Origin of the sequence: Caldisphaera lagunensis DSM 15908 (assembly GCF_000317795.1) — an archaeon.
GTDB lineage: Archaea > Thermoproteota > Thermoprotei_A > Sulfolobales > Acidilobaceae > Caldisphaera > Caldisphaera lagunensis.
Genome location: NC_019791.1, coordinates 606,043 through 618,793, shown reverse-complemented (window position 1 = coordinate 618,793; position 12,751 = coordinate 606,043). Strand labels below are relative to the sequence as shown.

Genomic DNA, 12,751 nt, shown 5'->3' with positions numbered 1-12,751 from the left:
AGGTGTATATAATTTTGGATAAAGTTGGGAATAGAGCTATTTCTAGAGGAGCATTGATAGGAATTATTGTTGTTATTATTGTTGTTATTATTGTGGGAGGAGTCGCGTACTATTATTCTACAAAGAAACCAACTTCAACAACATCTACTGTTTCAGCACCACCATATATTTTAATTGGTACATTGTATGCATCTAGCGGTAGCTACGCTTCATCTTCAATGCCAGAATATGAAGGGCTTCAGTTATGGGCTAAGTGGGTTAATGAAAGTGGAGGTATTTATGTAAAAGAATATGGTAAAAAGATACCTGTTAAAATTGTAGCATATGATGATCAAAGCAATCCAACAACAGCACAATCACTTTATCAGCAATTAGTTACAGTTAACCATGTTAATGTATTAGTAGCAGATTTCGGTTCAGTCTTAACAGCGCCAGCTGTTACATATGCTAACGCAAGCCATATATTACTTTGGGATGTAACCGGTTCTTCGTATGCATTCTTCATTAATAATCCATATATAATCTTAACATCTTTACCTGTTTCACCATATTTCATAACTTATGTTGCACCATTTTTGCATTCATTAAATATAACGAAGGTTGCTGTTATTTATGCAGCAAATGACTTTAATGCATATCAAGACTACTTCTTAGGCACTTATTTCAAACAATATGGAATTACAGCTGTAGTTAATGAAAGCTTCCCCACATCAACAACAGATTTCTCTAGCTATATTGCAACCATAGAAAGCGCGAAGCCACAGGCTGTTTTAGAATTAGGATATCCTACAGATGATATACCATTCTTAAATCAAGTAGCATCATCAGGTTATCATTTCCCCATGGTCTTAACCAATTTCCCTGGACAACTATTACCGGACTTCTTATCAGCAGTTGGAGCTAATATGAATGGAACCTTTACTTTAGCCTATCCTCCATTGGTTAGCTACACACCAAATTATGGTCCTAATTTGACAGAATTCTATAAGCTATGGAACAGTACATATCCAACTATTCCTCCAAACTTCTTATCAATAGCAGGATTTAATGCTGGATTGATAATAGGATTAGCAATACAAGATGCAGGAACATTAAATCAAACTGCTATTAAAGCCGCTGTTTTAAATGATATAAGCGGTAAAATAACAACTATTGATGGGTTATTTAATGTAACTCAATATGGAATGCAAGTAGGAGAAAATCCATTACCAGCTCAAGTTTGGGTATATCCAAACGGTACAGCTAATGTTGTACTATTATGGCCTCCCAATTTAGCAACTGGCAAAGCAGTTTATCCTGCTCCTTAACCATAAATTAATATACCTTTTTTATTATCCTTTATATTTTTTATTTCGGGGTCGGATTTGGTTTCGTTAAAGGCTTTTGTAGAAATATTAAGAAAATTATTAGATGAGGGAGTTAAATTTACAATTATAGGAGACACTGTTATTCTATTAAATATAAAAAGTGAAGATCTAGGAGAAGATATAGATCTTTTTGTTGAATCGCCAAGTATATTAGAAAATGAAAACTTTTATGAAGAGCTTTCAAATAAAAATAAGTGGAGTTATGGAAAAACATGGCTAGGTACTCCAAGAATTACTGCCGTAATTTTTAATGAAGAAATAAATTTAGATCTATATGAAAATCTTTATGATTTTTATATACCAAATTCTTTTATTAATAATGCCCAAAGAATCGATATTAATGGTTTAAGGCTTAAGACAATAAGCATTGAACAATATTTGGTATTAAAATCGTATTCGGGAAAAGAAGAAGATATAGAAAAACTAAAAGATATTTTGAACATAATAAAGAAAAATAAAATTAGAATACATGAAGATAAAATAGTTGAAGCTGCCAAAGAAGTTGGAGAAGAAAATACTATATTGAGAAAGTTAAAAGAATTAGGTTATTTGAGGTGAAATATGATGAGATTACTTAAAATAGTTGCAACAGTAGGACCGGCTAATTATGATTATAATGTTATTAGAAAAATGGTTGCAAGCGGAACAGATGCGTTCAGAATAAATATGAGCCATGGAGATCAAAAACAATGGGAAGATTTTATTGATCTAATTAATAAAGCATCTAATGAACTAGGAATCAAAGTAACAAAAATAGCAGATTTGGAAGGACCTAGAGTCAGATTGGGGAATTTTGAACCAGTTAAAATACAACAAGGCCAAAATCTAGTATTAAGATATGAGAATTCTAAAATAGATGGAATCCCAGTTGATAATAAAGTGTTTTTCTCATCTATTGAGCAAGGAGATAAAATATTAATAGATGACGGAAAGGTTTCTGCCGAAGTAGAAATCGTAGAAAAAGATTCTGCAGAAGTAAGAATAATAGAAGGTGATTTACTTGAACCAAGAAAAGGTGTTGTTTTAGCTGGAAAAGAATTTGATATGCCGCCTATAACAGATAAAGATTTAAATGATATGAAGTTCATAGCAGCAAAAGACTTTGATTATGTTATGGTAAGTTTTGTAAGAAACTCCAAGCATATTGATATTGTAAGAGAAGCTCTTAAAAAGCAAGGAGCAAATAATATTGGACTATTAGCAAAGATTGAGACTCCAAGCGGCGTTAAAAATATTGATGAAATAAGCGAGGCTGCTGATGGAATAGTAGTAGCTAGAGGAGATTTAGGGATGCATTTTCCACTTGAGCAATTACCCATGATACAAAAGAAGATAATAGAAAGTGCTAGAAGAAAATTAAAACCAGTTATTTTGGCAACTGAAATATTTATGAGCATGATAGAAAGACCTGTTCCTTCAAGAGGGGAGATATCAGATGTATACAAGGCTGTTGAAGAAGGAGTTGATGGATTTTTGGTAACATCAGAGACCTCTATAGGAAAATATCCTGTACAAGTTATCATTTGGCTAAGTAGGGTTATACAAGAAGCACAAAAGCATATAACACCAAATAGAATAGAAATAAGCGATATATCCGATGCAAGAATCGCGAAGGGTGTTGTTGATTTAGCTAATGATATAGGTGCTGAGATTGTATCTTATGCTACAACAATAGATATGTCTAGATTTATTGCTGGGTTTAGACCATCAAAACCCATTTATACAGGTGTATCAGAAGAATCCGTAGCAAAGAAACTTAACATATTCTATGGAATTAAACCTTTAATTGTTGGTCAATCTAATAACGAAGAAGAAGGGTTAAAGGTGACGGAAAGCTATTTAAGAAAGGAAGGCGTTTTAGGTGCAGGCGATACAGTAATAGAAACAGCAAGAAGTCTAGAGGAAAATTCATTTATTATAAAAGTTAAACAATTGATGTAAATTTTAAATATTAAGCAATAATTTAAAAATGATCATTTTCTTTTTAATTCATAATAATACTTTTCACCATTTTTATAAATTATTTTTTTTGAAATCAATTTATCAAAGGCTAAATTCCAATACTCTCCTAAATCTTTATCACTAATTCCATACCATTCTATAAAGATACTCTTTAGCTCTTCATAATCTAAACCTTTTTTAGCCCTCTCATCTTCTTTAAATATTCTTTCTATAAATTCCATGATATCCTCCAACCTAGTCCATGGATATTGATACCAAGACCAGTCTTTTACCTCAATTAAATAATAATCTGGTTTATATTTAGCTACAGAACTTATCCATTGCAAAGATGCTGTTCTAATATCCTTAGGGTTCCAACTTTCTGCAATATATTCCTTAGCTAATTTCAATGTTTCTCCAGTATCTACTATATCATCAACCACAAGTATATTTTTATTTTTAGCATCTATTTTATATGGATACCTTAGTATTGCTTTTTGTGTAACCTTTGCAGCTTCTATCCAATGTTGGCTTTGTACACTTAATAAATCGCTTACCCCTAAAAAATCGCATAGGAGTCTAGCAGGAACATAACCGCCTCTTGCAACTGCAACTATAATATCTGGATTAAAATTTGAGCTTTCTATTAATTTACTTAAATTATATGCCCAATCAACTATTTCAGACCAACTTACTAGTTTAACTGACACTTTAGGCAATTATTATCCCCAATAAATCTATACTTTAAACATTAAAAGTTTGTTGTTTTCTAAATTTAATAAATTATAGCAATATTTTTTAATATAATTTAAGCTTACCAGTTATTTTATCTATAATTTCTTCAGGCCCTGGCCCAATTGCTACAGCAGTAATAGTACCAGGAGGTAATTGGGTCCTGCCCGCATCGCTTATAATAGAGCATGGTAATCCTAGTTGCAATGCCTGATTATATATTTCCTCTATTTCATCTCTTGAATTAACTTTTAATACTACCTTCATTTGACCTTGTTTCTTCCATAAATCTAGCCATTCTTTCCAATCCTTCTTATTAGAATCTATAATCTCAAAAATAGCATCACAACTTGCATGGGAAGCTTGAGCGGCTGCCTTACCATGACCCATCTTTAAATCTTTTCTCAATACTATCGATTGTTTCATTACCATTACAGGCACCTATAGAAGTTTATCAGAAATCAAAGATATAAATAACATTGAATATAATCCAACTGTTATTGGGTCTGTATTAAACTCTATTAATTCATTACCAGTATAATCGATTTTAAACATTATAATCAAATCCTTAAAATCTGATGAATCAACACTAGAAGTTAATAAAATTTTTCTATACTTAATTTTGTTCTTTAAAAACTCAATTGGTAAAGCAAAAGCACAGTTCTGCAGAATATTATATGCATAAATACCTCCCGCTTCTGTTGATGGTGTATAAAATATAGCAAATTCTTCATTTATTTTTTTAATTCTTTCAATATTCGATTTGTATTTTTCATTTAGCCAATCTAAGGCTCCTTCTAAATTATCCATTTCTTTTTTAATTCTTTCATATCTTTCTCCTAAATCTTTTGGAATCCATAAAAGTGATGCAATACTAGACGTAATTATTGGCCATTCACTATTAATAAAAATTCTTTTAACTCCCAAATATTTAAGCCTCTCTTCTAATGTGTCATCCAGCTTAGGAGAAATGAATTCAACCTCTAAGTTCATTACTCTCGATACTTCTGCTGCATGCACTGATCTGGAATCTTTTGGATTCATAGAAAATATTATAGTTTTATTAAAGTTCTCATAATATGGTAAGGAATACAAAACAGCCTCTGTTGGCGTTAATAGCGTAGCTTTTTTGCCAGATGATAACAATCCTATATACAAAATCTTTCCTGCAGATCTTGATATATAATCAGATATTATCAATATATTATCTTCTATCTCTGGTTTCTTCATCGATTTTGCTACATCGATAGCTTTTATCAAATTGTTTTTTAACTCATTGTATTGCATGCTCTAACGCCTTACAACAGCTACATTCTTCCTCTATAGGATTTTCTGATAATTTTGGAATGACATCATAAAGTATCTTCCTAGCCCTTTCTATATTTTGATTCATAACTCTTTCAACTTCCACAGCAGTTACAGGCTTTTCTGCCCAGACATCATAATCTGTTACCATAGCCAAAGTAGAATAACATAGTTGTGCTTCACATGCTAAATTTACTTCAGGAACTAAAGTCATCCCTATTATATCTGCCTTAAAAACTTCTTTCCAAACCCTACTTTCTGCTCTTGTTGAAAATCTAGGACCTTCAATACATATGTAAGTTCCTCCGAAATGAGACGTATATCCTAATGACTTAGATGATTCATAAAGCTTTTTGCTTAAATATTTGCAAAATGGATCAGCCATACTAACATGGACTGTTGTTGGACCATCAAAGAAGGTATAGTTTCTTAACTTAGTCATATCTATAAATTGATCTGGTATAACAAAATCTCCAGGTTTCATGTTTTCATTTAAGCTCCCAACTGCAGATACACTAATAACATGTTTAATTCCTAATGATTTTAATGCCCAAATGTTTGCCCTATAATTAACCTTATGTGGAGGGTATCTATGACCTTTTCCATGCCTTGGTAAAAATGCAACTTTAACTCCTTTAATTTCCCCAACTGTTATATAATCACTAGGCTCTCCATATGGGGTAAAAACCTTAACTTCTTTTGGATTTTCGATTATATCAGCTTTATATAATCCAGAACCACCTATAATACCTACATGAGCCTTTACATCTTTTGGAACTGTTAAAGTTATACCCAATCTATTCACCACTTAAAATATAAGGGGATAAGTTTTAATTTTTCTTCAATTCATTAATCTTTGGTGTTAGTATTGGCTAGATTTGCTTTAATTGTTACAAGCGATAGCGTTTATAATGGAATTAAGAAAGATGAGATAACACCCATTGTTGAAAAAATGTTAAAAGAATATAACCAAGAACTTGTCTTTAAGACAATTATAAAAAACAATAAAGAAGACTTAATAAATGCTTTAAATAATTCATTAAACATTTCTGATATTATTTTAGTAACAGGTGGAACTGGTATTTCCCCAAAAGATATTAGCATAGATGTTGTAAAATCAATAGCACAAAAGGAGTTACCTGGATTTGGAGAAATTCATAGAATGAAGAGTTTTAATGATGTTGGTTATAGAGTTGTATTAAGCAGAGCTTCAGCATTTATAATAAACAAAAACTTAGTTGCAGTAAGCCCTGGAAACCCTTCAGCAGTAAAGATATCGCTAGAAATCTTAATCTCTATAGCAAATCATGCAGTAGAGCAACTAAGTGGAAAACCCCATGATAAATGAAAATCTATTTAAAAGATATATTTAAAATCTAAAAAAGACTTTAATTATAATTTCAATGTTACCAATAATTCTAATATAATACTTATTTCAACTCATAACATAATAATAGCCCTTATTTCATCGTTATTTGGACTATCATTAAGCCCTATTAGAGATAGTGCAGTGGAGGATCTGTCACACCTCTACAAACAGATGGTAGCAAGCAGAACAAATAGAATAGAAAGAACTTACATTTATTCTTATTTAACAATAACATAATAGTTATAGATCTACTTGGAAGAATATTATCTAGTTTATTATAAATACATTTAAAAGATTATTTAAAGCTCAATTAACTCCTTCAAACTTTTTAAACCTGTCTTACTAGCATTTTTATATAAATATTAAAACAATAAAAATAAAAAACTTTTTAAACGTTTGTATTAATTGTGTATTTATAGTAGGTGAGAGTTATTGAAGGAAACAAGAGGTCCTCGTCTAGGGTAACTCTTTATGTTATTGTCGTAGTCGTTATAGTATTAATTATTGTAGGGGGAGTTGCAGCATATTATGCAACTAAAAAACCAATAATGACTACTACATCCTCGACTACTACATACATTACAAGTACTACTACAAGTACTACATCCTCGACTACTACAAGTACAATAACTCTTTCAACATTAAAACCAGTTGCAACATCAACATATGCATCAGTAGCAGGAACACCAATTAACTTTGTATTATCATCATTTACCCCATCAAGCAATAGATATGCATTATTCTATGCAGGTAATGGGAAAATAATAAACACAACATCACAATACGTTAATGTAACCTATAATTATCCAGGTCATTATTTAGTTTATTATAATGTATATCAAAGCGGTTCATTAATAGGGTCTTCTCAATCAAACATGATTGAAATAACAGTAGCACCAAATGTACCATCAAGCCTATCAGATTTAGTTACAGTTCCAACAATTACATTTAACATAACAAGAAATCCAACAGCACCAATTTTCTCAACAGGTGAAACAGTTTATTTATCAGGAGGATTTTTGCAACCACCATCTGGTCAAAACATGACTATATATGAATATGTATGGAACTTTGGTAATGGAACAACTTTAACAATACCTGCTTTAAATTCTACAGGCTATGCAGAAGAGGTAGCTTTAACTGGATCTGGAAATATTAGCTATATAGAACCTTCTAAAAATCCCATAACTCTTTCATTTAACGAACCTGGTTTATATGCTATATCATTAACAATAATAACTAAAAACGTTTCATCTGGGAAAACATATAACTATACAACATATCAAAGCGTTGCAGTATCATCATCTACTTCACCATTTGCAATATATTCACCAAACCTGCAAGTACCTAACCCAGGTACAATAATTGTTGCAGAAAATGTTCCAGGAGGTCCATATAGCTTTGACCCTCAAATAGATTATGATGCGATAGGATTTGAAGAGCTTTTAAACATATATTCTACATTAGTTATTTATAATGGTTCATCAACAACATCTTTCTTACCAATGGCAGCAGCTTATTTACCAACTGTTGGTAATTGGTCAAACATAACTGCTAGATATTTATATGGAGCAATTTCACCAAATTATACAATTTACATATTTAAAATAAGACCTGGTTTGTATTTCTCTAATGGAGATCCATTAACAGCATATGATGTATGGTATTCATTGATAAGGGATATATTATGTGCAGGAGGAACACCAGGTACTCCAGGTTGGATATTAACACAATACCTCATACCAAATTATACACCATTTACCTCAGTTATTACTTCACCAAATGATACACAAGGATTTGATGAAATAATGAATGCAATAACTTATAATAACCAAACAGATACAGTAACTTTGCATTTATGGAGGCCTGCAACGCCTCAATTCTTATTTACTGCATTAGCTGACCCTGAAGGAACAGGTATATTGGATGCTAAATGGTTAGAACAAATAGGGGCAGGAATTAATTTCACACCAGCTGGATTTTATGCATATCAACAACAAGCAGATGAAGGTAATTATAATACACAAGTTCAATGGAACCCAATATCATCTGGACCATACATGATCAAATCTTATACCCCTGGAGAAAGCGTTGTTTTATCACCAAATCCATATTGGCCCACAAATATTTCATACATACCTAAACCAAATGATACTGTTATAATATATTGGGTTAAAGATCCAAACACTGCATATGAAATGTTTGCATCTGGACAAGCTGATATAGTAACTTTCTTACCGTCTAATTACATACCATCAATAGAGCAATTAGAATCAGAAGGGGTAGCATCTTTATATGAATACCCCAGCTTAGCTGCGTTTTTCTTCACTTTCAATGCTAACATAAGCGAACCTATTTTGAGTAGTCTGAATCCATCTTATCATATTCCATCATATTATTTTGCAAATCCATTGGTTAGAAAAGCATTTGCTTATGCATTTAATTATTCTGAATACATAAACGACATAGTTGGTAATGCTAAATATCATTTTGATTTCGGTAACCTATATTGCGGAGCTATAGTTTATGGTTTGCCATATTATGTTCCTCCATCAGAATTAAGCAATTGCCCAACATTTAACTTAACATATGCAAAGCAATTAATGGAAGAATCAGGATTTTACAACATATCAGTGTACTTCCCAATAATTGTATCAAGCGGTGATACTGTTGATTTCACAGCAGCAGAGATGTGGGCACAAGCATTACATGAAATGGATCCAAACATAAATGCTGTTCCCTTATATATGCCCAGCTCTACCATAGGAGCATATGGAATTCCAGGCCAAAACCCGATGCCAGTTTACAATGACGCATGGTATGCCGATTATCCCTTAGCAAATGATTTTACAGATGCATTATATTTGGAAACAAGTGGTGTGTATCCTGCCCCTAATGGATGGAATGTTTCCTATTTTGAGAACTTAAGCAAATACTTTGCATCTCAAGGAAATACTTTTCTTGCTAATCTATTTGAAAATGAATCTGAACAATATAATGAAATGGATAATTTAATTTTAATGGCAGATAAATATGCATTTACAGGCAATACAACTGCCGCACAACTATATTATAAACAGGCAGAACAAATTGGAATTGATCTTTATCTTTACGTATATACATATCAACCTACCTTGTCTTGGATTATTAAATCCTATATGCATGGATTTAATAATCAAATATTATATGAAGAGAATCCAATAAATGGAGGAGATTCTGTATTTTATTGGTGGATTAAAGGCTAACTCTTTTTATATTATAAATATTTTGTTTTTTTAATGGCTTAAATTCTTCATGATATGAAAGTTCTTTTTATTGGCTTATTTAAAATCCTAATTAGAGATCTTTGAATCAACATCGTTTTGTTACAAAAAAGAGAAACATAAGTATTACTTTTTATTTTCTCTTAAGTATCAATTTTAACTGGTGTAGTTAATGAACAAAGAAACATTGGCAATAATAGGTGGCGGAGACGCTGGAATGACAACAGCATCATGGGCCAGAAGGAGAAAACCCCATATGAATATAATAGTATTTGAAAAAACGAACTTAATCAGTCATGCACCATGCGGATTACCTTATTTTATAGAAGGATTATTCGATGATGAGAAACTTCTATCAGCATATACACCAGAAGAATTTGAAAAAGAAAGAAATGTTAATATAAGAATTAACCATGAAATAATAGAGCTAGACTTAGACAATAGAGTTATTTATGCAAAAAATAGAAATAATAATGATATTATTAAATTAGAATATGATTATTTAGCTATAGCAACTGGTTCTAAGCCTAAGAAGATTAAATACGATAATGAATCAAGAATTTTCTATGTTCATCACCCCTCTTTGGCAAGAGAAGTAAAAGAGAAAATAATGAACTTAAATAATGTAGCAATAATAGGTGGTGGGATACTAGGCGTTGAATTGGCAGAAGCGCTGGTTAGAAATGGGAAAAATGTTTTATTAATACATAAGAACGCGTATTTGCTAAATAAGATGCTAGACAACGATATGGCTTCATATATCAACAATTATGTCTCTAAAGATATAAAACTAAAATTAAATGAAGAGGTTTTAGAGATAACTGATGGGGGAAGGGTTATAATTACTAATAACGGTAAATACGAAGTTGATGGAACAATAGTTTCTATAGGTGTTGAACCAAATACAGAACTAATCAATGATAAGAATATGATAGGAGAAACTAAAGCAATAAAGACAGATGAATACATGAGAACAAGTTATAAAGATGTTTATGCCGTAGGTGATGTTGCAGAATCAACTAACATTATAACAGGAATGCCTGATTGGCAACCATTTGCACCTGTTGCAGGTAAAATGGGATTCACTGCTGGGAATCATATAGGGGGAGTTAATTATAGATTTCCAGGATTAATAGGTACGGCTATAACAAAATATGGAGAGTATTTTATTGCAAAAACAGGATTAACCGAAAATGAAGCCAAAAAATATGGTTTTAAAACTATTTCTACCATAATTAGATCTAATACAAGGGCTAGATATTATCCTGGAGGAAAAGAGATTATAATTAAGTTGATAGCAGACGAAAATACCCAAAAATTAATTGGAGCCCAAATAATAGGCCAAGAAGAAGTTTTAGGAAGAATAGATTTGCTTGCGTTAGCCATAATGAAATCCAATACGTTGTATGATTTGTTTTATTTAGAACATGCCTATATGCCTGCCATATCAAGAAGTTGGGATCCGGTAATTTTAGCAGCTAGATCTTTATTAACTAAATTTTAAAAATCATCTTGCACATTATCTCCTTTAACTATGTCTACAAATATTTGACCTATCTCCCAAAGTTTGACTGTATCATGTTCATTGGGCCTAGGTCTCGATGATAAATAAACCCCATAGGGTTCATTTATTTTCCCTTTTTTCATCCCATAAGGTGAAAATATTATAAACTCATCTACATTCCTTATAACATTTAATAACATTTTATCTATTGCATTATAAATTTCACATGATTTATCGTCTATCCTTTCCAGAGCAGTAATTCCAGAAATAATTGGCCCATTTTCTTGGTTTTCCATTATCTCATTCATAACAGTATCTATCTCTTCTTGATATGATATACTTTGATCTAATTTTATGTTAACTCTTCCATATGTAGGATTACTTATCGGTATATTAATTAAAATAGGGTTTACTAATTTTATTAAGGGCAGATCATCGAGTTTATTAATTGACTCATTGTTATTAGTTCTATTCAAACTAAATATAGAAAGCCATGATGAAATAGCATCTTTAGGGGGATTATTTTCTACAACTCCCCTAAACGAATTGCCTAAGAGATATAATAGGGTTTTTGGTTTACATATCATAAATTCTCCATAACTTAAAGAGTTAATTCCAATTAATACAACTTTGCTTGTAGCCATCTTATCCTCTCCTCTAAAACTTCGTAAGGAACTACGCCAACAATCCTATCTACAGGCTCTCCATTTAGAAATAGCATTGTGGTTGGTAAGCTCATCACATAAAATTTACTCGCAGTCATTGGAGATTCATCAGCATTAACCTTAACAAATTTTATATCTGTATATTTTGTTGATAGATCCTCTAACATAGGTGATAACATATGACATGGAGCACACCATGGAGCCCAAAAATCAACTACAACCCCTTTATTTTTGGAAATAAATTCATCAAAATTATTATCATTTAATTCTATAGGTCCTTCATTTATATCAATATTTTTATTATTATCTTTTTTGCTTGATTCTTTAATTATTTCCATAGCTTTTCTAGATAATATTTCCTTTAATTCTGGATCATCTAAATCTGATATATCTGGCATACTTTATCGCCTTAAGTTTTATGTTTAACAAAACAAGTTAAAAATGTTACTATAAATTCTGATTAATTTGTATTTTTAGTTTATAATTTAATCATTTTTATCATTAGTTAACTTTAAATTTTTTAGTAATACATAACACTATAACGATTTTGTATTCTCATTATACGTTAAATTAGTATAAGATACAAATAGCTTAATAAGGCTTGC

At 31.2% G+C, this 12,751-nt stretch carries 12 protein-coding genes; 6 read left to right on the top strand and 6 right to left on the bottom strand.

Translation table 11 applies throughout. From position 1 onward, the window contains the following. Positions 1–14: 14 nt before the first annotated feature. Genes CALAG_RS03090 through pyk form a run of 3 tightly spaced genes read left to right on the top strand, consistent with a single transcriptional unit; the run spans position 15 to position 3,308 of the window. Entirely contained in the window at positions 15–1,307 is a 1,293-nt protein-coding gene (locus CALAG_RS03090) for an ABC transporter substrate-binding protein (protein WP_015232286.1), read from the top strand. Positions 1,308–1,364: 57 nt separating this feature from the next. Continuing rightward, complete coding sequence (locus CALAG_RS03085) at positions 1,365–1,925, top strand: nucleotidyltransferase (RefSeq protein WP_015232285.1); 561 nt, start codon at positions 1,365–1,367, stop codon at positions 1,923–1,925. A gap of 6 nt (positions 1,926–1,931) precedes the next feature. Continuing rightward, entirely contained in the window at positions 1,932–3,308 is a 1,377-nt protein-coding gene (gene pyk / locus CALAG_RS03080; RefSeq protein ID WP_015232284.1) for a pyruvate kinase, read from the top strand. 32 nt (positions 3,309–3,340) lie between these two features. On the opposite strand, the gene CALAG_RS03075 is transcribed toward pyk, so the two are convergent. The 4 genes from CALAG_RS03075 to CALAG_RS03060 form a co-directional block, all read right to left on the bottom strand. Continuing rightward, positions 3,341–4,027: a phosphoribosyltransferase gene (locus tag CALAG_RS03075; protein WP_015232283.1), complete on the bottom strand. Its 687-nt coding sequence runs from the start codon at positions 4,025–4,027 to the stop codon at positions 3,341–3,343. A gap of 79 nt (positions 4,028–4,106) precedes the next feature. Further along, positions 4,107–4,472, bottom strand: coding sequence for a peptidyl-tRNA hydrolase Pth2 (gene pth2 / locus CALAG_RS03070; RefSeq protein WP_015232282.1), 366 nt, complete (start codon positions 4,470–4,472; stop codon positions 4,107–4,109). A gap of 9 nt (positions 4,473–4,481) precedes the next feature. After that, positions 4,482–5,327 carry a hypothetical protein gene (locus tag CALAG_RS03065; protein ID WP_015232281.1) on the bottom strand — a complete coding sequence of 282 codons (846 nt, stop codon included), beginning with the start codon at positions 5,325–5,327 and terminating at the stop codon, positions 4,482–4,484. Then, complete coding sequence (locus tag CALAG_RS03060; RefSeq protein ID WP_245529257.1) at positions 5,314–6,141, bottom strand: S-methyl-5'-thioadenosine phosphorylase; 828 nt, start codon at positions 6,139–6,141, stop codon at positions 5,314–5,316. The genes CALAG_RS03065 and CALAG_RS03060 overlap by 14 nt, the downstream gene beginning before the upstream one ends. A 63-nt stretch (positions 6,142–6,204) precedes the next feature. Between CALAG_RS03060 and CALAG_RS03055 the strand changes: the two genes are divergently transcribed. The 3 genes from CALAG_RS03055 to CALAG_RS03045 all read left to right on the top strand — a co-directional run bounded on the left by CALAG_RS03055 (position 6,205) and on the right by CALAG_RS03045 (position 11,481). Then, on the top strand, positions 6,205–6,693 hold the full coding sequence (locus CALAG_RS03055; RefSeq protein ID WP_015232279.1) for a MogA/MoaB family molybdenum cofactor biosynthesis protein: 489 nt from the start codon (positions 6,205–6,207) through the stop codon (positions 6,691–6,693). A 443-nt stretch (positions 6,694–7,136) separates the two neighbouring features. Further along, complete coding sequence (locus CALAG_RS03050; protein ID WP_015232278.1) at positions 7,137–9,959, top strand: ABC transporter substrate-binding protein; 2,823 nt, start codon at positions 7,137–7,139, stop codon at positions 9,957–9,959. Positions 9,960–10,149: 190 nt separating this feature from the next. Continuing rightward, positions 10,150–11,481, top strand: a complete 1,332-nt coding sequence (locus CALAG_RS03045) for an FAD-dependent oxidoreductase (protein ID WP_015232277.1) — start codon at positions 10,150–10,152, stop codon at positions 11,479–11,481. Here CALAG_RS03045 and CALAG_RS03040 read toward each other — a convergent pair. Together CALAG_RS03040 and trxA are read right to left on the bottom strand one after the other, a co-directional pair. Beyond that, a complete protein-coding gene (locus tag CALAG_RS03040) occupies positions 11,478–12,125 on the bottom strand; it encodes a hypothetical protein (protein ID WP_015232276.1) in 648 nt (215 codons plus the stop codon). The two genes, CALAG_RS03045 and CALAG_RS03040, sit on opposite strands and share 4 nt — an antisense overlap. Further along, entirely contained in the window at positions 12,101–12,544 is a 444-nt protein-coding gene (gene trxA / locus CALAG_RS03035; protein ID WP_015232275.1) for a thioredoxin, read from the bottom strand. The genes CALAG_RS03040 and trxA overlap by 25 nt, the downstream gene beginning before the upstream one ends. Positions 12,545–12,751: the final 207 nt, after the last annotated feature.